This window comes from Robinsoniella peoriensis (assembly GCF_000797495.1).
In the GTDB taxonomy this organism is placed as follows: domain Bacteria; phylum Bacillota; class Clostridia; order Lachnospirales; family Lachnospiraceae; genus Robinsoniella; species Robinsoniella peoriensis.
This window is the reverse complement of sequence record NZ_JTGN01000005.1, coordinates 158,506-180,852: the sequence shown is the minus strand read 5'-3', so window position 1 is coordinate 180,852 and position 22,347 is coordinate 158,506. Positions and strand designations below refer to the sequence as shown.

Here is a 22,347-nt window from a genome sequence, read left to right as displayed (position 1 = left end):
GGGTCCCATCATGCTGAGAAAACCAGCTTTGTATCAACGAATGCTATCTCGGAAAGAGAAGGGGGCGGATCATGGCAGGCGTTTGGAAGGCGTATAGCAGATCTGAGCATTTACTTACCTTGCCGGAGTGTTTTTTGGTGGATAGTATTCGACTGGCTCCCATCGGATACTAAGCGGGCAGTGAGCTGCGAAATGCATCAGGATTTCGGAGCGAATGCCCGCGTGCCACCAAAAAGCGCTCTGGGAAGGTTAGAAAATGCCAGTTCTGCGGTAAGCCTTCCAAACGCCTGCCATGATCCGCCCCCTTCTCTTTTCGCGCACTACTTCCATCTACAAAGCGTCCCTTCCTCAGCTAAACCCAAATATAATATTTTATAACCTCATTTTTAATACCACACATCCACATTTCGGAACATCCCAGATATGTACCCCCTTATTAAAGGAGAAAGAGTCTTTTTCTACCAGATTTCCCATACAGTCATATACTTCCCTGTCATATACTCCTTCCTCTTTCACCGAAAGAATCAGATCGGACCGGAAGGTACCATTTACAAAAACCATCTCATCATAACTTCTTTCCAGTTCAATTAACTCTGTAAGATGATAGGTACATACCAGCGTATTCTTATAAATTCCTTTGATTACACTATATCTTTCTGTGGGATTCAACGGAATAAATTCACCGCTGATAAATGCCTGTTTATATTTGTTCCATAAGGAACAATAAAATTCCAGCATCTGATAATGCTCTTTCTTCAGATCTTCCAGGCGCATAGAAATCTGGGGTACGCTGAATAAAACCTGAATCATCTGAAGTGCTGCGCTTTCTACCGAATCTTCGTAGTGCCACATAACCATATCAGAATGTACCGCACTCTCTCCTGCAATCAGACGGATATCCGTAACCCGGACCTTATTTTCCACATCGTCCATCGGACAGTCCACCGCCCGGAAGATATTGCCATAGGTACGCATTCTGGGTCCGTTATATGTCTGACGGAATTCCAGCAGGATATCCGGCTTAATGTGTTTAAGCCTGCTGATACAATCAGTCATTAATCGGTCAGCCGCTTCTTCAAAAGACTGATAATCTCTTCTCTCATCCGTTTCTCTGCCGCTGAATGCCGTTACCACAAACTCATCCACGAAGTCCAGCTTAAAGCCGTCCAGCCCCCACTCTGTCAGGGCTTTTTCATAAAGTCCGATTATGAATTCACGGACTGCCGGATATCTCGGATCCAGCACATGCCATTCCCTGTCAGCATCGGGATCGATAAGCATATCTTGAAATTGTGCAAAGTTTGCGGATCTTTCTCCAATAAACGGTACACTGTACCAGAAGAGGACCCGCATTCCAATCTTATGAAGACTATCCGCAAATTTACGGATATCAGGCATTTTTGATTCCGCTGCTTCCCAGTCTCCACAGTATGCATATCCTCTGGCGTTATCTTCTGTCTGCCATCCGTCATCGACGATCACCGTTCCACAGCCGATTTCTTTTGCCATTCCGCACTGCCTCAGTAGTTCCTCCTGGCTGACCCGTTGGTGGTAACTGTACCAGGTGGAGTATACAAGCTCCTTTGCTCCCTGGGGAACAAAAGCAGAAGCCATTCCCTCCAAAGTTTCCCACCACCGGGATACTTCCTTCAGGCTCTGATAATAGGGAATCTCTCTCATATCCAGTCTTACGGTGACCTCATATGATTTTCTAAGAGTGGTCTCCCGGCTGAATAAAATAATTTCAAATTCATATTCTCCGGTTTCTTCAACCGGAAGCGCCTTTAAACCAATGGTACTTAAAGTATCGGAAAGCCCGATACAGGCGCAGTTTTTATGATCAGGGGAAAGCAGGCATTCCACTGGGGCACCCGTAAATCCATTGGTCAGATATAGATTTTCAAACCAATCAGAATTAAGTGCTTTGATCAGATGCAGTTTCGGTGTCCATCTGTAATGCACCTCGATTGCAGGTACATAAATCCTTAAAGTAAGTGGGGAAAATAATTCTTCCCCCTCTGTCTGCACAGAAAAATGAATATATGCTGTCTCCCCTTTCTGTTCTGCAGTATAAGTAACTTTCCTTTTGCTTTCTTTAGGTATTTCACCGATTCTATATGATAATTTCTTCATACGACTCTCCTAACTCTTAACTGCGCCGGCAATCATACCATCCACAATATATTTTTGTGCTGCACAATATACGACCAGAATCGGGAGAATGGACAGCACAATAAACGCGCATACATAGTTCCATTTATAGGTCATATACCCTACAAAACTGTAGATACTCAGCGGTACGGTATTCTTTGCCGTATCTGTTACAAAATATAAAGAAATCTGGAAATCATTCCATACACCCATGAATGTTATTATTACATTAGTAAAAATAGCAGGTTTCAACAATGGGAAAATAACCCGGTAAAACATATTAAAAAATCCTGCACCTTCTAACATTGCCGATTCATCCAGCGCTCTAGGTATACCTTTGATTACACCGGAATAAATCATGATGCTCAGAGGCATTCTGGCTGCGATATGTATTAAAATAATGGAAGCATAGGTGCCGCTTAGTCCCAGTGTCTTTACGATGATAACCTCCGGAATCAGTGCCAGCGGAGCAATCATTCCGATTAAAAAATAACCTGAGAGAACTTTACTCGTTTTATCGCTGCGCCTCGAGATAATAAATGCCGTTACGGATGAGATAAAAACAGTCAGCAGTACGACCAGGCCGGTAATGATAAAACTGTTTTTAAATGCCCGCAGCAGCTGTCCTTTTTCAATTACATATCGGAAGTTTTCCCACAGAAATACTTTTGGAAGGGAAAGGGTAACCACTGCCGATTCTTCCACTGATTTAAAAGCCGTCAGAATTACAAGAATAAATGGAAATATTACGGCAAATGTCATCAGAAGGCAGATCACATAGATTCCTGTTTTTGTAATAGCTTTCTTGGTCTTATAATTTGCTTTCATCAAATATCCGGCTCCCTTCTTCTTAAGAAACTCAATAATGGGGAAATAATAATAACAATCAGCAGAAACTGAACAAGGTTAATTGCTGATGCGTATCCAAGTGTTCCTACTCTCATGGCATCGTAAGATAATTTACTGATGACCTGGGTAGCTCCGTTCGGACCGCCATTCGTCATGGACATGACAATATCAAATATATTAAATCCACCTATAACGCATAAAGTAATGGTTGTATTAATTGACGGTGTGACAAGAGGCAGGGTAATTGATTTCGTTGTCTGCCATGCACTTGCACCATCGATTCTCGCCGCCTCGTATAAGTCGCCGGAAATGGATTGCAGACCTGCCAGAATGATTGCGGTGTTGAACCCGATCCACATCCAGGATTCCACCGTACATACGGAATAGAGCACCACATTGGTATCTCCAAGCCAGTTCAGAGCCAAAGTCCCAAGGCCGATACTTCTTAAGAAGATATTTAAAATACCGGTATCCGGCTGCAGAATAAAGGTGAATACATAACCGATTACCAGGGCACCAATGGTACATGGCAGGAAGATTACTGCACGGAAAAAATTCCTTCCCTTAAATGCCCGGTTCAGCAAAAGAGCAAACAGCAGTCCAATCCCCACTTTGATAATCGTTGTTATGATTGCAAATTGAAATGTATGGCCTAAGGCCGGAAGAAAGCTTTGGGAAGCGAACAGATCCAGAAAATTAGAAATACCGATAAAATTTGGTGATTCAAAATTGTAAATGCTCCAGTCCGTAAAGGAAAATATAAACCCTCCGCCAATTGCAAAAATATAAAATATCGTAAAAATAGCAACTCCCGGAATTACAATATAGAGAGGATAATACTTCTTTTCCAGTTTATTCATGCTGCTTTTTTTCTTCATGTCTCTCATACAGCTCCTTTCTGTACAAAAACCACCTACGTATGAACGATGGTGGTTTTTGCACTTTATGCTCAGATTTTATTTAAATCCTTCAAACCCTAACTGTTTTCCTACTGTTATTACTGCATCACTCCAGATTTTTGCACATTCTTCCGGTGTCTTCTGACCCAGTAAATCAGACAGGAATGCACTGTTTGCGTCATCTGACGGTGTTATAACATATGTCTGGTTATAGTGAATCTGTGTTTTTCCTTCATCGATATACTTCTGTGTATCCTTTAACGTACCGCTTAAATTCGGAGCATCCAGATCATTCCATACGGATGTACAAGCTCTGGTCTTCATATTGAGCAGTAAATTATCATCTTCAGCCATGAAACTGATAAAATCTTTTGCCACATCCGGATTTTTACACTGATTGGAGATATAATATCCGCCCGGACCTGCAATTGCAAGCTGGCTGTCACCATCTTTAGAAGGTGCTGCGAACATTCCGATATTACCCTCTCCTGCCGGCTCTACTTTCACATATTCGGGATCTGCCCAGTCACCCATGTACATCATGGCAGCCTGTCCGGAGGCAAGTGCTTTCTGTCCCATCTCATAAGTTGCAGTTGAAATATCTGAATTTATATAACCATTATCCACATATCCTTTTAATCTTTCAAACATCTGTGTAAATTCAGGAAGGGAATCCCAGCGGATTTCATTCTTATTTAATTTTTCTAATGCATCCGGGTTCTTGCTTAAAATATTCGGCCACTCAGCATTCATAATCTGATTAACTGTCCACGCATCTGCCATAGATACATAAATTGGTGTAATACCTGCATCTTTTAATTTAGCACATACCGCATCAAATTCTTCATATGTTTTGGGCACTTCCAGTCCGTTGTCCTTAAATACTTTTGTGTTATAAACGATACCAAAAGAATTGACTCCGCCATTTGGGAAACAATATACTTTTCCATCCGAATGGGTTACAAATTCCTTGCCTGTTTCCGTTAATTTAGGTACCCAGGCTTCGTCAGATAAATCTACCAGATTTTTTTCGTGCTGGTAAGAGGTTGACTGAGTTCCGGTATCTCCGATGAAGATATCCCACATGCCGCTTGTAGACATTTTTGTCTGTAAAAGAGAATCAAACTGGTCGTCATCAATTGCCTGGATATCCAGTTTGTTTCCTGTTTTTTCTTCCCAGTTCTCTTTAAAGGTTTCAATATTGGAGATTTCTACATGGGATGCCTTTAATCCAACGGTAATCGTAACTCCACCTTCCGCCTTATCACTGGAAGCAGCCGCGTTGGAAGTTTTCTCTTGGGAAGTATCCCCATCAGTCGTCTTCTTCTCTCCACCCTGGCAGGCTGCAGCTGACATCATTAAGACTGCTGCAATCCCGACTGCCATCACCTTTTTTGCTAGATTTTTCTTTTTCATACAAATCCTCCTTATTCTTAACAATTAATTTTTTACAACTGTTATTGTGTTTTTATTATATAAATCATATGGTCATTTTGGAATGTAATTTTCTGTCCGGTTTGTATATATTTTTTTGACATTCCAATAAATTTTAAACATGCTTTCTCACAAATTTGTGGGTATCAAGCAGTATTCGGGCAGACAAACGCTGCCTGCCCGGTCTTTCCTCGTAAATATTATTTTACCTTGATCGTCTTTGTCTTACTCCAGTTACCATATATTTTCGAACTGCCCGCTTTCTTGTAACTTCTGACCCGGATGTAATAGGTCTTCTTACTTTTCAGCTTCTTAAGTTCTAACCGTGTGGTTTTACTTTTGGAGACGGTCTTCACTTTCGTCTTTGACCCGGTAAATTTTTTACTCAGGGAATACTGTACCTGATAACCGGTTGCCTTTTTATCCCGCTTCCAAACCACCGCTGCTGTCTTTTTCTTCAAAGATTTCAAGCTGCTGATTCCGGCCTTCTTTGGTTTCACGGTAACCGTTACTTTTTTTACCTCTGTTTTAAAGTCTGTTGCAGATGCTGTCAGGGTAATCGTTGCCTTTCCACATCCTTTTATGGTCACCTTTCCCTTGCTGTTCACGGCTGCAGCCTTGGGATTACTGCTCTTATACTTTAATTTACAGTTTGCCCGGGCCCCCAGAGAAAATGCCTTATTTCCATAAGTCTTTTTGTATTTTGTCTTCTTAATATGAATCACTGCATTCTGTAGTCTTTTCAGACTGTCCATTGCCTTTTTAAGTGCCGCTGCTGCGCTGTCTGCGGAAGTTTGGTCAGATGCTTTATCCGCCGCAATCCTTTCTGCATTTTTCAGTGCATTTGCCACTGCCTGGTAACTTGCTTCCGTATAATCTGCTTTTATCAGCCGTTTCGCCTGGTCAATTACAGCATTTAACTTCGTAAAGTCTGTTTTAGGCACTAAGACCAGCTCGTCCATTGCTTTTTTAAGCCCTGCTGCCGCCTCATCTACCGCTGATTGCGCAGCGGATTCATCGGCAGCAGTCTTCTTTGCCGCTTCCAATGCTTTTCTCATTTCCTGATAGCTGATTTGGGTATAATCTGTTTCTATTTTGCTATTTGCTTCTTCTATCAGGTTGTTCAGGGCGGTAAAATCTGCTTTTGGAACTAATCTTTCCACCGCATCCCGTAAGTCTGCCTCCGCCTGGTCGATAGCTGCCTGTGCAGACAGCTCATCTGCAGCAATCCTTTCCGCTGCTTCAAGTGCCGCTGCCAATGCCTGATAGCTGGCTTGTGTGTAATGGATTTCTGCTAACTGCCTTGCCTGATCAATTGCAGCATTTAATGAAGAAAAGTCCGCTTTTTTCACTAATTGTTCCATGATACAGCCCAGATCTGCTGCTGCCTGGTTGACCATTGCCTGATTCAGATCCGGTTTTCCCAGGATCTCCTTAATCCGCTGCAGTTCCGCCAAAAATCTGCCAAAGCTATCTGAAGTATAATCTGCCTCCTGCAGCTGTTCTGCTTGTGCAATCATTGCTTCTAATACAGATGCATCCGCGGCACCGCTTCCAAATACTTCTACTTCTGAGATATTTATCTTATTACTGCTGCCCCAGCTGCAGGTATGGCCTTTTCCGTAAATGCGGATATAGCGGGCAGTTACCGGTGCATCCGGAACAATTTCCTGAGGTGTTTCCTGAAATGGTTTTGAAACAACGTCTTCCGGTCCAAATAAAACCTGAACTGCTTCTTCCGGAAATTCCGGATCTGAGCTTACTTCTACAAGGCAGTCTAACCAGCGGATATCCACATTCCCATCCGCGTAATAGGTGCGGTAAATATCCATTTTGTCAATCTGGCGCTCTGTGCCCAGATCATACTGCAGATAAACCGGTTCCCAGGTTTCCGGATTGCCATTATCTTCTCCAAGCGCCGCAATCTGGATAAAGGGGTCATCATAAGAGCACGAAAGGTTTCCATCTGTGGCATTTCCCGGGTTCTCAATTTCCATTGCAGAGTTGGTCACAGCCTCTTTCCCGGAAAGCATATTCTCCGTTCCGGACGGCAGCTTTATAAGGGCTTTCATCGCTCCCTGTAACTGATAATATGCTTCAACCTGACTTTCCTGTGATACATCAGACTGTGCCAGCACCTCTTTTGCATCCGTCAGTGCTTTCGCAAATGTGATCCATGACTCTGTTGTGTACATCCCTGCATCTATTGCTTCTGCCTCTGTAATTAGTGCAGATAAATCCACCATAGCCACCAGGGCATCAATGGCATCCGACAATTTTATGTAAGCAGCTTCTACCTCTCCAATGGACACATTTTCCCTATCCAGTACTGCCTGGGCACCAGCTTTTGCTTCTTCATATACCTTCCAGCTTTTTTCTGTATACCCATCCGGATTAAATTCTCTGTTAACCAGCTTTTGCAGCTCTTCTTTGTTTATTTCCTGTTTAACCAGTTTATCCATACGGATATCGGTCTTATCTGTGAAGAATTGCAGCCTGTTTATGCCTTCCTTAAGATTCACTTCGAAATTCACTGTATTGCTTCCATCCGGCAGCGGTAAGCTCTTTTCCTGTCCATCCAGAATGTAAGTCAGATTTCCGGAACCGGAATAACTCACTTCCATAATCGCATTTACTGTGTTTTTACTGTTTACCGGAATTTCCACAGCATTTTCTATGCCGTTCATCTGTTCTACATATCTTCCATTAGACATTCCAGACTGTTCCATGATTTTTGCCGTCCCGTTCAGATTATTTTTATAGGACTCAAATTCATAGGTTACATCCGGTTTTGCCGTGATTTCTCCTTCCAGAAGAATGCCTGCCGTACCATATCCGTCAATTACAGGAACAATAACTTCTGCCGTACCATCTTCGGATACCATTATTGTCTGTGATTCAAAATGGCTGATATCCGAATCATACGTATAAGGATATATTTTTGCTGTCACTTCTGCTCCTGCTTCAAAAGGAACATTTTTCATAATCACTTTGGTACGGTCATAAGCGGTTGCCGTATAGTTATTAATAAGTGCTACGGGAGTTCCGTCTGCATTTACGGCACCCACGCTTTGTGTCATGCCTCCCTGAATTGAACTGGATTTTACGTCAAAATACCCTTTACCCAGTCCCAGATTAACCGAAAGCATACCCCAGGTTTTTGTAAAGTTTGCAAGATACGGTTCCCCCGCATTCCAGGTATACATTCCTTTGCCCCGTTCGATCCATCCGGAACTGGCTTCATAATCATCCATTGGTACGTCAGCCGGATAGCAGGTGTAATATCCTCCGCCCTCATATTGATCTGTCATCATATCAATAAGGTTTTTGGCATGCCAGCCTGTGCTCTTGTATCCATAAGTTTCATTGGCAGGCTGGCCTGTGCTGACATTATACTCATTTAAATAAAGGGGTATTTCTCTTCCCAGCTTATTTCTTAACCAATACTTTGCATTTCTGGAATTCGCCCCCTGATTACCGGTATCCTGGTTCGCCGGACGTTCTCCATATTTATGAATAGAAACAAAATCTATTCTGTCAAACCATTTTTCATACTTTTTTGAAAGAATTGTTCCAAGTACTCCATAATCGCCTCCCCAGCTGTCATCTGCACCTCCGCCCATTTTAACTTCCGGCTTGCTGCCGCCTTCTGCTTCATAGATGGCATCGATTGCCTGATAGAACTGATCTGCGGCAATCAGGTTCTGTCTGTTGCCAGCCGGATATGCATTCCCCTCCGGATCCCGCTGATCGCCTCCCTGGGGTACATACCAATGAGGTTCATTTAAGAATTCGTAACTGTCAATTCCCTCTGCTTTTAACATGAGATATACTTTCTTAATAATATCCCTGTAAACTTCCCAATCCTTCGGTGCACCATTGCATACTTTTTCCGTATGTGCAGTTCCGGTTACTACTCCTGCCGACAGCCATTCCGGGATCTGGAAAGTCATAGCCATCACCTCATATCCCTGGGTTTTTGCCTCTCTTACCCAGCGCAGAAGTCTGCCTGTATTCCAGTTCGCAGGATTAGACAGCCCGTTCAGATATTCGCCCCGCTCATTATAGTAATCCATATCCGCCCGATAGCCCTCCAGAGTGAATCTGTTTTCTCCGGTCCCGTCGGGTGTTGGAACATAATAGTAATCAGACCGCACATAAGATGGCTGGTCAGATCCCTGGGTTCCGTCTGCCGGTGCCCAATTTGTATCCGGAGTTTTTGTCCAGACAGGAAGAATTTCCTGGAGACGCGCATCTGCTCTCATGAACCGAACTCCGGCTTCATTTGTCAGCATTGGCCATACCTTAGAATGATCTCCGATGTCAGAATCTTTCCCGTCAAGGCTGGGATAATGCGTTACCCCGAATATCTTCGGTGAGCCGGCAGCAATGGTATTCCCATAGTCAATGGTTACGGTTCCCCCTTCTGCCGGTTCTACCACAGTAACCGCTGCCGTATCTCTTTTATTTCCATCCTGGGTAATAACCATTATAACAGAAGCACCAGTTTCCCCTGCTGCCGTGACAAGCGCTGTCCCGTCTGCCCCAGGTGTTACGCTGGCAATATCCGGTCGTGAAGATTCCCAGGATATATTTTTGTTCGCGGCATCTGACGGTACAATGGAAGCCGTAAGCGTCTGGCTTTCCCCCTGTTTCAGTGTCAATGCCTTCGGTGATACCGATACGGAAGCAACTGAATTTTTAACGATGATTTCAAAAGAAGATGAAACTGCCTCCCCTTTGACAGATACCGTAATTTCAGCCTTCCCTTCCTTGTTAGGGGTAAGCAGTCCATTTTCATTTACGGATACCACGCTGCTGTCAGAAGATGTATATTCCAGCGTTTTTCCTGCTGCAGAGGAAGCAGGGAAAATTCTTGCGTCAATCACAAAATCCTGCTTTACTTTTGGAAGAACATATGCATCCCCATCTTTTTCCAATGCATTCAGATTCTGGATTCCGATTGATAATGCAACATCTCCCGATTCTAAAACTAATTTGTCAGGCCGTAAATCCCCGGATTCCGTATAAAATTTAATGGTATTCTGATTTCCGCCCTCCAAAGAAATATCAAATGAAACATCCTTTGTTAATGAAATGCCCGAGACATCAATGTCCATGGGCTCTCCACCGTTGACACTTACTTTGGTACCGCTGACGTTTCCGGAAGGTGATGCGTATAAGTGTGCCTTATAGGTACCCGATCCGTCTGCCGCGACCTTGCGCAGCGTAACAAAGTTATCCGCTCCTCCAAACCCTTTTACTGTACGGTTAAAAGAAGCCCCTGTAGTCCAGGAAATTTCCGTATTGCCCCCAAAGTGATTATCCTGGCTCTCAAATTCATACATTTCCTGCGCCGGCAGGGTTCTGTCTGTTCCGCCTGTCACTACCAGTCCCATGGCTGATTTTGCCGGTATTATCGGAATAGATGCCGTAATAATTCCATTGTGTACCTCAAGATCCGGTATCGATATAACTTCTTTCGAAACTTCCGTACCAGTGTTAGCCGCATAGCCTTTTAATGTGACAGTGCCGTCTTCGTAAGGCACGTTGCGCAGCTCAATACTCACATTCTGCTTTTGCTGGTCTCCGAAATTTGTTAACAGCATCATTGCCTCATTTTTGGAATTTACCATTGCTATGGAATCATCCACCGGCCAGCTGCTGCCCATATCAGTGGAAACAACTTTAAATTCTCCTTCCCCCAGTCCCATCTGACTGCTCAGCAGTGTATATGCTTTCGCAAATGGATTCAGGGTTACGGCTCCGTCAGCTTCCGTGTACATATAACTTCCGGCATTTGTCCGGGCATCTACAGACCCGTCGAACAAAACCATGTCCCATCCGTCACGCATTGCCTTAAATAATGCCAGAGAATGGTACTTGATTCCATCTGCACCGGTGATGGTACCATCTGGGCTGTCTGCCTCTTTTGCCATAGATGACCATCCGGTGAGAAAAAGCGGCATGTCTGCATTGTGAAGCGCTGCCCTGACTGCTTTTCTTCCGGGTTTGAATTCTCCGAAAACATCATTTTTCCAATCCGTCGTAGGATCTGCACCATATGCTTTGAAGGATACAAACTGTAGGAGCGACTGGTCATGGTCTGCATAGGCATTCAGTACTGCCTTCACATTGGGCGCTGTGCTGAGGGAATCATTTTTATCCTTCAGTTCATACCCCATTCCTCCGATCTGTACCTGTGGAAGTATACTCCTAACCTTTGCAGCAGCCTGATAATAAGAATTCGTAAAATCCTCAGCGCTAAGAGCGGTATCCGGTTTTAACTCCACGTATCCAATGCTTTCTTCATAATCTGGTTTTGCGGCACTTAGAAAGGTCTCTACCATTGCAGCAAATGCACCTGCCTTGTCCGGGGTACTCTGATACCATGACGGCAGCTTGTCAAAAGTTATAAAAGCTTTGATACCTGCACCCTTTATTCTTGTAAGAATACCTCCCGCTACATGAGTATAAGACTCCAGTACCTCAGAGTCCGCATCGGTACCTTCCGGGAATAATTTAGACAGATCTACATCTACTCCCATTACTTTTAATCCTGTTTCCTGTGTCAGGCTTTTCCATGCATTACTTTCTGCGGCTGGCGTACCAAGTCCCCCAAAGATCATCGGGTTTCCTGTCCCTATACTGGTATTGTAATCCACCACGATCTGTGCATTTCCGGTTTTGGGCTCTTTCCCAGGCTCTGCTGCTGCTGCCGGAAGTACAGTTCCAAACAGCATGCTTGTACTTAATAACATCGATAATAATCTTTTTCCTATCTTCCTTTTCATTTGTTTCTCCTTCCATGATTATACCCCTGAATAGCGCAGGCTGGCTTATGCTATTCCTTAATTAGTAGTTTGAAAGCGACTTTCTTTCAAACTCTGTCAGCTTCTCAATTTTACGGCTTTCAAAACAATAGCACCCCCTTTTCTGCCATTTACCGGCAACTCCATGGTTATCATTATAAGAATCCTGCAACACATTTGGTATGTACTTTTTTGTCAACCTGCTTTATAATTTTTTGACATATAACTATTTTACTGTTTTTTGAAAGAAAACTTTGTTATAATGAACTTCCAGGAACTATACAAAGGAAAGGAAATACGTTAAGATGATGAACTGTTCTCACAGTTGAAAGCTTACTGTATGCGCGTATATGAATGATCAAACATAAAACAAAAGGAAAATTTAAATTAAGACTATTTTTTTCTGTAGGCAGCCTTTTCATCTGTCTTGCACTAATAGTATCTCTACTCTTTTCCACCACCGCTATCCGAAATGCAAAATCTACTGAAATATCTTCATCCCAGATTGTTTTAGACCGGGTTTCCGCTCAGGTAGATTCCCTCTATGAGCAAATGAATATCGCCGCAACTTCAATCACAAAAAATGATTCTCTGAAACAGATTATTTCTTCCCTGAACACTGCCGGGGCTGAACATACTTCCAGGGAATATATGGAACAGCTTTCAGAGGAGCGGATTATACAGAAGACACTGATAAATATGATGTTTTCTCCCATTATCTCCAACGTCATGTTATATAACCGCGAATGCGGCTATTTTTACTATACCGGAATTTATCTGAGCGACCGGGAACTGATCTCGGCAACCCTGGCAGAAAACAGAGCTATCGAATTATTGACGGAAGCAAATGCTTCCGCGCTGTATTACGGTCCACATTTAAATGACTGGAACAGCTCTTCCAGAACCGTTCTTTCGGTATGTAAGAATTTCTCTGATAACTCCATCACCCGGGATACTATGGTAGAGATACAGGTACCTTACAGTGTATTGGCTGATATTTGTACACAGAATACGTTTTCTAATGAAAAAGAAATATTAATTCTGGATTCCGAATATAATATCATTTATCCATATGAGCAGGACGAATATGTCATTACTGACGAACAGCTGGCTTCTGTATTAGAAAATATAAAAAACGGTAAGACAGATAATTTCGCCAACAGCTATTCTTACAATTCATCCGGAAGCAGTCTTACACCTTTTACGACAGTATTGATTTCAAATAACAAAACAATGCAGTCACAGAATATCTCGTATATTGCAACGACTGTCTTTACGGTTCTGCTTGTGCTTCTGGCTGCATTAATTATTATGTTTATTATACTATCCGTTGTAACGAAACCACTAAAGCAGCTGATTAACCATATTGATAACCTGCAGTTAGACCAGGATACCTGCCTGGATCTGCCGGAGGATATCTTTGATGAATTTGAAATCATTAATACGTCTTTCAATCACATGCTAAAGCGGCTGGAACAGTCCATCGCCCAAAATTATGAACTGCAGATCAGGGAAAGCAACGCGAATCTCACAGCTTTGCAGGCTCAGATAAATCCTCATTTTTTATACAATGCCTTAAACGCAATCAGCGCAGCAAGTGAGGTGTACGGCAGTGAAGTTACCACCAGGATGTGTCAGGGCTTCTCCTCCATGATGCGCTATATTACATCCAAAGAACAGATTGTACCATTAATAGAAGAAATTAACCACACCAAAAATTATCTGGAGTTTATGAAGATCTCTAATGATGGAAATTCAAGCTATGAACTTCAAATTGATTCCAGCCTTTATGACCTTCGTATTCCCAAGCTGACAATCCAGCCCTTTGTAGAGAATTGTTTTAAACATGCTTTTGAATGCTCCGCTCCTCCCTGGAAGATTTCACTGCAATTTTATATCAGTCAGAAACAATGGATTATTATTGTGGAAGACAACGGTCAGGGATTTCCGGATGATGTTCTAAAAGAACTTCAGGTATTCAAAGAAACCACCCTCTTGGACCGTAATTTTTCTTACAAAGATATTGAAATAGATGGTTTAGGACTTTACAACACTTTTGCACGTTTATATGCACATTTTTCATGTAAATTCGATTTTACTGTTTCGAACCTTTCTCCCGGAAGCAGAATTACAATGAAAGGAGTACTCCCGGATGATTAAAGTATTTGTAGCTGAAGACCAGCTGTTGATTCAAAAAGATTTATGCGCAAAACTGAAAAAAGCTTCTGCTGACATTGAGATTGTAGGTACTGCACTCAATGGCCAGGAAGCCTACCAAAAAATATACGATCTGTCGCCTGATATTTTATTTACGGATATCCGTATGCCGATTGCATCCGGACTGGATCTGATTCAAAACCTAAAAGAAAATGATATCCCCGTTTATACGGTTATTTTAAGCGGATATAAAGATTTTGAATATGCCAGGCAGTCAATGAAACTGGGGGTAGATGATTACCTGTTAAAGCCAGTCTCTGTGGAAGATTTACACTACACACTGAATACCTTGTCGGAGAAAATCCAGACATCAAAAAAAGAAAACATACACTCCATGTTGAATTCCCTGCTGCATAATTATAAGGGCTCACTTTCCAGTCAGGAATTACAGAAACTGGAACCGGCTGTTTATTACGGCATCCTGATTAACGTCGGATCCTACTCCTCACTTACGCTGCATGATATTTATCCCTCTGAGGAAGCCCTTTCTCAATTATCTGCCGCAGATTTACAGCATAATTACCTGGGTAATCATGATACTGTATATTTATTGGACGGGGTTACCAGAAATGAAAAATTCCTGTTAGTTTCCCTGAAACAAAATAATACTACAAAGATAAAAAATTTACTTCTGGGGCTGATGGACATTTTAAAACCTTCCGGCTATCCGGTTACAATGTGTCTCAGTTCAAGAACCTGCGACCTGTCAGATATCCGGAGCAAACATACCCTGATGCGGACCCAGATAGCCAATCATCTGATATTCGGCCATTCCTCCATCCTTTATCAAAAAGATTTTCTGGAAAATGGAACCGAGTTCCGCCAAATTCTGGATGATTCAACGGAAAAGAAATTCAAATTGGACATACAGAATAAGAATCTCCCCTCTTTTCTAAACCATTTGAAAGTTTTTTTACATTTATGTGACAAAGATAAGATAACACAAAAGCAATTGGATGAATGCCTGAAAAAGATTTTATATTATATATTTGATTATACCGATCATAAATTGTTCACTAATTACGCTCTGGAAATAGAAGAATACCTCTCTACCTCCAAGGGATATACCGACCTTACCGATTCCCTGCTGTTTTTATTTGAACAAGCCTGTAAAAATACGCTGATGAATATGGAAATAAATTCTGACTCTTCACAATTTATTGATAAAATTAAGGCATATATCCACTCACACTATTCCCAGGAAATCAATATACACAATATTGCCACAAAATTTTCGATTACTCCCGCTTACCTCAGCAGGATATTCAAGAAACAGGAAGGTATCCCGCCAATCGAATATTTAACAAAATACCGGATAGAACAGGCATGCCATTACTTTCTCTCTTCCACCATGTCCATCCGTGAAGTGGCGGAATTATGCGGATATTCCAACCAGTTTTATTTCAGTAAAGCATTTAAGCAGATTATGGGGATTTCTCCTTCAGAATACCGGATTAAATATCAGGATGTGAAATAGGACTTCATTAAAATCTAATCAAATACAGCCTCAGGATTAATTTCCTGAAGCTGTTGCTATACCCTGGTGATCTATTGCAGATGCTCGCTTACATCTCTGGTTTTCTTTTTCGTCCGGATCACGGATTTCCATTTGCAGCAATCATTCAGATGCATTATTACATGTCTGGTCGGAGGCATTAATAAAAGCCCTGCCACATCCTTTTTACCCCAAAAATCCAGAAGCCATATAGAATCTTCCTGTTGTGTAATGCCTCCTTCCGACAAAATCCGGTCTAACCCCTGCTGTGAAACATTTCTTTTCATATCTTCGGCTAAGAGATTTTGAACAATTTCTCTGGTTCTCCTTCCAACTTCATTTCTGTAGTTTAACAGTTCGGGAATATTTAAACTTTTGCTTAAACATATGATTTCTTCATCTGTCAGTGCATTTCCCGTATCGGTGACCGTAGTATTCAATCTCGTTTTCCACCGATCATCAAATACCTGATTGCCGTCGGCAATAAGTATATTCATGGTTAAATCCTCAATCCTTGCTATATGCCATAAAACCCATGCAATTGTCTCATCCCTGCTCGTCGGCATAATAGAATATTCCTCATCTTCCAGGTCTCTGACCAGCTCGTCCACTTCATTGTGTGTTCCATCTGATACTTTAGACTCGTGCAGCTTCCCATGGAGCTTTAGGAAAATATCCTTTGCCTGTTGGATCTTATCCGGCTTACGAATCATGCTGTTAAGTTCTTTATGCAATTCGCTTAATCCATTTCCAAAATATTTCATATCTTTGCTCTCCTTATATAGGCTTTGTGTATGTCTGCATCATGCATCTAAAAGACTGATCCTTGCTGTGATGGTCTGATGCAGCCCATATTTGTGGTATTTAACAATATTATAATGTAAGCGATACTTAAATGCAATTGTTGTACTTATCCTCAGTCCATTCATTTCCAGAAAGCTTTGACTTCATCGTAACGTAACTACCCTATATAATTGAATTAACAGGAGTGATATCCGTTCACAGCTGTATATCGCAGCCCATAAGCCTGCTGCCGTTATCCCTGTTTTTACATTGGCATATATTCCCAAGGGTTTCAGGAGATACCCCGAATAAAGGCCCTGTCTGGCTGCTGCCTCACGATAAAATGTATTCCGATAATAACCGGCCCAGTAACAAAGAATTAGAAATTATGAAAAACAGCCTGGGTATTGAATTGGAAAAATTACTGCATAATCAATCATGAAAACTCTTCCCTGTATTACTGCATGGAACTCTCTCATAGCTGCAAACCCATAAATAGGATAGTATGACAGCCAGTGCCAATATCAGTATGGACCATTGCTGCAATACGGACAGAATTCGGCTGTTATGAATTAATTCCACACCAAAATTCTGATACACCGTTCCCAGAAAATCCGGGTTGTTCCCATTTTCTACCCAATTATTTGCAATACTTATGTATTCCCGTCTGATAATACTGGTCAGCTGAGTGGGCGGAAACCACAGCAATATGGATTTCATCCAAGCCGGATAAAAATAATAAGGCAGATAGGCACCAGCCAGAAAACCTATTACTGTACCATAAAGATTGGCAAAGGTAGAAAATGTAGTGGTACTTTTTAATTTGTGTGCAAAGCACAATAGGATTCCCGAATTAACACAGGATGAAAACATAATAATCATGAGAATTTTCAACTGTCTGAACACAGGCAGGGTACTGCTGTACTGAAATGAAAAAAAGACTTCACCGCCCAAAGCTGTCAGCACTGTAAAAATGCAGGAAACCAGCATACTGGTAAACCAATAACCGGACAAAATAGAAAATGGTGAAACCGGTGCAACCAGAAAATCTTTTCGTATGCCGGTTCCCATGTCATTGACACAAATCTGAATGATACCAAAGCAAGTGGTGGTATTAATAACAATCAAAAGACCGGCAAACATCATACGGTCGGTTAACTGCTGTACATAAAACGGGCTGATCCCTGTCTGGCTTACCATATCAGTCAGAAAATCTCTGAGAAAAAAAGTATACAGACTGATTACTACCGGTATGGAAGCAAAAGACAGCATTATATTCATCCGGTTATTTAAGAATAAAGCTATATTTCTCTGTACCAGAAACCGCAAGCTTCTCATAATGCTTCTCCTTTTAACAATTGAAAATATATTTCGTCCAAATCCGGCGTTTTCAGACTGTTTTTCCATTTTGACTGAATCTGTCTCAGACTTCCGCAAGCAGCTATTTTACCATCTTTTAAAATACAAAGTGTATCTGCATAGGACGCTTCATCCAGATAGTGTGTGGTATAAAATATCGTCATCTGCAGCTGCTCTTTCAGCTTTAGCAGCACATCCCAGACATTTTGTCTGGTAACCGGGTCCAGACCGGTAGTGGGTTCATCCAGAATCAGCAGTCTGGGTTTAGATATTAATGCACGGGCAATCTGTGCCAGTCTTCGCTGTCCGCCGGAACATTCCCCGTATCTTTGATTCTGAATCTTTTCCATGTCCAGCAAATGAATCAGCTCACCAATCTGTTTCTTCAATTCGCTGTCACGTTTCCAGTACAATCCCCCTCTAAACCACAGATTCTGATAGATCGTCAAATCCCCATCCAGTACATCTTCCTGGAAAACCATACCGATTTTTCTCTTAATCTCATTTTTATCAGTGTCCATATCTTTGTTGTCAATATATATTTTCCCATCTGTTTTGGCAAGAAGGGTTCCAATCATATTCATTGTTGTACTTTTCCCCGCACCATTTGGCCCCAAAAATGCCAGCACTTGTCCCTGTTTCACCTGGAATTCCAGAGATTTGACTATTTTCTTTTTGCCATAAGCTTTACTAAGCCCATCTACCGACAGACAATCTTCCATTCATATCACCTCGCTTCTACCTATGGTATATGAGCAGACTGATGGTATTATTCATTCATACTGCCTGTTTCTTCCTCTCCTGGAGCGTGTTTTTATCACAGTTACGAATGGCTGGAATACACAGGCACAGTACTGCCGCCAGGAAAGTCAATGTACCAGCTACCAAAAACCATTTCTCTACCCCAAATGCCTCTGCAAATACTCCGGACAAAGAAAGCCCTATCGGTGATGTGATTACCATAATACTGCCTGACAGAGACATCACTCTTCCCAAATATTTCGCATCAAATTTACTTTGCAGCAGCGGTGTATACATTCCCCAATAAAACGGTCCGGATATGCCCATCATACAAGAAAATATGGTAAAAGCGACAAATCCATTCTGAGGAAGCAATCCGGAAGCAAAAAGGCTCCCACTCATTAACAGATAAGAACCTATAATCGTGTAAACTTTGTTTTTTGTCCCGCCCCACCTGCTTAAAATTAAAGAACCGATCAGCAGCCCTACTGAAAAAATAACCTCAACAATACTTGCATAGGTGCTTGTTCCTCCAAAATAGGACATGCTCATTAAGGGAAACAATGCACTGGTGGGCATCAGTGCCAATGTATATAATGCGCTGATTAATACCAGCCCAAGCATTCCTTTATTTGTACGTAAAATCCGAAAACCTTCCAGCATTTCACGTATTACGGGCAGTCTTTTTGTCTCTTCACCTTTTTCTAACTCTGGAATATAACTGATTATCAATGTGAATACTGCAATCAGCGCTCCAATAACATCTAAAAAAATAATTCCACTCAGGCTCCATATCTGATAAAGTACAGCCGCCAATACAGGGCTGAATATCTGTGAAACAGATTGCAGTGACTGAGAATATCCCGCACAGCGAGTCAGCTGATCCGCTGGAACAATCTGAGGTGTTGCCGCCTGCAGGCACGGTGTATGAAAAGCGGAACCAATCGAACGTACCAGCAAAACAGCCAAAATAACTCCTGTTGAAAGGAATCCGAACACCCCAGCAATAACCAGGACAAAACTGGCTGCAGAAATCAAAAGATCAGATATAATCATAATTTTCTTTCGTTGATAGCGGTCAATATACACACCGATAAACGGTCCTAAAATCCCCTGGGGCAGAAAACCCATTAGCATGGCTGCCGATAGTACTAACGCAGAACCTGTCACATCCGTTAAATACCAGACGATAGCAAATTGTAAAACAGAACTGGAAAATTGAGAAACTGCCTGCCCGCTCCATATAGTAAAAAAATTTTTCTTCCATGGTTTCATATGTTTCATATTATTTATTAACCTCTTATTCTGAACCCTCAGTTTTTGTCAATTCCCTAAGAAGCATGCCTGCTCTTTCACTGCCCTGTCTGCTGATAGAATAATGTGTCCATTTTCCAACCTTCCTCCCGGAGACAACTCCGGAATCACATAAGATTTTCATATGATGAGACAGGGTTGACTGACTAATATCCAGTTCAGCCAGAAGCCTGCATCCGCATTTTTCCCCGCTGCGGAGCATTTCTAATATCTGTAACCGATTCTCATCGCAAAAAGCTTTAAAAACTTTTGCTTCATTCTCATAGTTCCCCATAAAATCACCTCACATTCATTTTTTTCGATATATCTTAGTATAAACGTCATATCGAAAAATGTCAATGTGATATGTGACATAAAAACAGACGGGGCAGCCCCGCCTATTTCATTCTCCAAAAAGAAGATGTGCCGCATCCTGCATGGCACATCTTCTTTGCTGCCTATTCACCTTATCAATTTTACTACTCTTTCCTACTTTCCGGTATAACTTCTGTATTCATATCCTTAAATTTTTCCATATTCATTTGACCTAATGTTCTGTCTACGACAATGGCATTAACCATAGATCCGGTCACATTAAGCAGTGTCCTTCCCATGTCAATGATAGGATCGATTGCCAGAATCGGGCTGACTACCGGAAAGGAAGATGCCAGACCCACACCAGACAGGGCAACGGAGGCTGCCATAGTGGCTGTTCCCGGTATTCCTGCGATTCCCAACGAACCTAAAGTCACAACAATAATGGACATTGCAATAAAAGTAATATCTATAGGCATACCATTTACATTAGCCACAAATATAAGGAGCAACGCCGGAAATACTCCTGCACATCCCTGCATACCCGCAGTTGTACCAAAACCGGCAACAAAATTGGCTGTGCCGTCATTTACGCCCATTTTATCCGTTAGGGTTTCAATGGTAAGAGGCAGGGAACCTACACTGGACCTTGAAGTAAATGCCAGAATCATAACAGAGATACCTTTTTTAAGATAAATCCCCGGATTCACACCAAATATCACCAAAGTAATCAACTGGATGATAAACATAATTGCCACCGCTGTATAAAGGGCTGCAATAAAAATACCCACTTCCAAAATACTTTCAATACCCTTTTGGGCAATCGTATTAGCCAGTAAAGCAATTACTGCATATGGCATATATTTGATAATTGTCATGGCAATACTCATAATAATTTTATGCAGTGCATTAATCAAATCAAAAAATGGCTTTACAACATCAAAGTATTTTTTGGACATTCTTTTGGCTCCCAGGCCAAAAAATACAGCTACAATCACCAGTGCAATAATATTTACATCCACCATTGCCTGTGCCGGATTAGCAGGCAGTAATCCTCTCAAGGTATCTACTACTGTTTTAATTTCTTTCATCTCTACTGCTTCAGCAGTAGTCGACATCCCTGTTCCAACTTTGAACAGGATGCCTACGCAAAGGCCTACCACAACAGCTATAATAACCATTACCATAGTTACAACAATGGTATTCTTAGTCAGTTTACCAATGTTGGCATCTTTTTGCATGTTGATAATCACATGGATAATCGATACCATAACCAACGGTACAACCAGCATTCTGATCAGATCTATAAATCCGTTGCCAAATAACCCATACCACTTTGTGGTTTCCGCAACGAAAGTAATATCCATCGGCTGATTAACAAATCCGGATATAGCCTGTACTATCAGTCCCAGCACCAATCCGAATACGGTACCAATAATCATTCTTTTGGAAAAGCTTACCTTTCGCTTTTGAATTCTGTTCATAACTATGAATAAGGCAACTAATAGCCCCAGACAAAGCAGTGTTCGAATATCACTTAACATCAAAAATTCTTTAAAAAATACATTATCCATTTTTATCTACTTCCTTTAACAAAAGATTATCTTGCTGTGTCATATAATGTTTCTAATTATAATGCCCATTAATAAGGTGATGCATACAACTTCCCCATTGTAACATATCGTCCTATAATGGACAAGAATTTTTCTAATTTAACTCTATACTCCTAGAGCGTGTTTTAAAATTGCTTTCTGGCAGCTGTGCGTCACAGTTTGTGGGAGATTTGTCCCGGATGAAGGGCGCGTAGCGGGCTACGCAACCTGAATTCGGGGCAAATATGCCGCAAAGTGGGGCATGCAGATGGCAGGAATGAATTTTAAAACACGCTCCAGTACTATAGAGAATAATTTCATCTTAAATTTGGGTTTAGCTGAGAAGGGGACGCTTTGTAAATGATAGTAGTGTACAGAAAGATGGGTGTGGCTGGCTGTTCTTTATT

The 22,347-nt window shown here is 41.8% G+C and carries 14 protein-coding genes; 2 read left to right on the top strand and 12 right to left on the bottom strand.

All coding sequences use genetic code 11. The annotated features are described in order from the left end of the window. Positions 1–372: 372 nt before the first annotated feature. The 5 genes from QR40_RS11760 to QR40_RS11740 all read right to left on the bottom strand — a co-directional run bounded on the left by QR40_RS11760 (position 373) and on the right by QR40_RS11740 (position 12,127). A complete protein-coding gene (locus QR40_RS11760) occupies positions 373–2,133 on the bottom strand; it encodes a glycoside hydrolase family 36 protein (RefSeq protein WP_052430806.1) in 1,761 nt (586 codons plus the stop codon). A gap of 9 nt (positions 2,134–2,142) precedes the next feature. Beyond that, the gene (locus tag QR40_RS11755) at positions 2,143–2,979 is read right to left on the bottom strand and encodes a carbohydrate ABC transporter permease (RefSeq protein ID WP_044289424.1); all 837 of its coding nucleotides are present in this window, start codon (positions 2,977–2,979) and stop codon (positions 2,143–2,145) included. Then, on the bottom strand, positions 2,979–3,878 hold the full coding sequence (locus tag QR40_RS11750; protein WP_242858495.1) for a carbohydrate ABC transporter permease: 900 nt from the start codon (positions 3,876–3,878) through the stop codon (positions 2,979–2,981). Before QR40_RS11750 ends, QR40_RS11755 begins: the two co-directional genes overlap by 1 nt. Before the next feature lie 78 nt (positions 3,879–3,956). Beyond that, positions 3,957–5,315 (bottom strand): ABC transporter substrate-binding protein, encoded by a 1,359-nt coding sequence (locus QR40_RS11745; protein ID WP_027294545.1) that lies wholly within the window; start codon positions 5,313–5,315, stop codon positions 3,957–3,959. Positions 5,316–5,533: 218 nt separating this feature from the next. Beyond that, positions 5,534–12,127, bottom strand: coding sequence for an Ig-like domain-containing protein (locus QR40_RS11740; RefSeq protein WP_044295131.1), 6,594 nt, complete (start codon positions 12,125–12,127; stop codon positions 5,534–5,536). Between the two features lie 372 nt (positions 12,128–12,499). Between QR40_RS11740 and QR40_RS11735 the strand changes: the two genes are divergently transcribed. Together QR40_RS11735 and QR40_RS11730 are read left to right on the top strand one after the other, a co-directional pair. Beyond that, positions 12,500–14,305: a cache domain-containing sensor histidine kinase gene (locus tag QR40_RS11735; protein ID WP_027294547.1), complete on the top strand. Its 1,806-nt coding sequence runs from the start codon at positions 12,500–12,502 to the stop codon at positions 14,303–14,305. Then, positions 14,298–15,839, top strand: coding sequence for a response regulator transcription factor (locus tag QR40_RS11730; RefSeq protein ID WP_044295130.1), 1,542 nt, complete (start codon positions 14,298–14,300; stop codon positions 15,837–15,839). Before QR40_RS11735 ends, QR40_RS11730 begins: the two co-directional genes overlap by 8 nt. A gap of 71 nt (positions 15,840–15,910) precedes the next feature. Here the strand turns inward: QR40_RS11730 and QR40_RS11725 are convergent, their stop codons facing one another. From QR40_RS11725 to QR40_RS33165, 7 genes are all read right to left on the bottom strand, one after another. Then, a complete protein-coding gene (locus QR40_RS11725) occupies positions 15,911–16,621 on the bottom strand; it encodes a DinB family protein (RefSeq protein ID WP_044295129.1) in 711 nt (236 codons plus the stop codon). Positions 16,622–17,072: 451 nt separating this feature from the next. Then, on the bottom strand, positions 17,073–17,978 hold the full coding sequence (locus tag QR40_RS11715) for an ABC transporter permease (RefSeq protein ID WP_044295127.1): 906 nt from the start codon (positions 17,976–17,978) through the stop codon (positions 17,073–17,075). Next, the gene (locus tag QR40_RS11710) at positions 17,975–18,721 is read right to left on the bottom strand and encodes an ABC transporter ATP-binding protein (protein WP_052430805.1); all 747 of its coding nucleotides are present in this window, start codon (positions 18,719–18,721) and stop codon (positions 17,975–17,977) included. The genes QR40_RS11715 and QR40_RS11710 overlap by 4 nt, the downstream gene beginning before the upstream one ends. Before the next feature lie 55 nt (positions 18,722–18,776). Next, the gene (locus tag QR40_RS11705; RefSeq protein ID WP_044295126.1) at positions 18,777–20,024 is read right to left on the bottom strand and encodes an MFS transporter; all 1,248 of its coding nucleotides are present in this window, start codon (positions 20,022–20,024) and stop codon (positions 18,777–18,779) included. Between the two features lie 16 nt (positions 20,025–20,040). Next, entirely contained in the window at positions 20,041–20,328 is a 288-nt protein-coding gene (locus QR40_RS11700; protein ID WP_027294553.1) for an ArsR/SmtB family transcription factor, read from the bottom strand. A 184-nt stretch (positions 20,329–20,512) separates the two neighbouring features. Then, positions 20,513–21,922 carry a cation:dicarboxylate symporter family transporter gene (locus QR40_RS11695; protein WP_044295125.1) on the bottom strand — a complete coding sequence of 470 codons (1,410 nt, stop codon included), beginning with the start codon at positions 21,920–21,922 and terminating at the stop codon, positions 20,513–20,515. Between the two features lie 133 nt (positions 21,923–22,055). Continuing rightward, positions 22,056–22,223, bottom strand: a complete 168-nt coding sequence (locus QR40_RS33165) for a DUF6783 domain-containing protein (RefSeq protein WP_416389845.1) — start codon at positions 22,221–22,223, stop codon at positions 22,056–22,058. Positions 22,224–22,347: the final 124 nt, after the last annotated feature.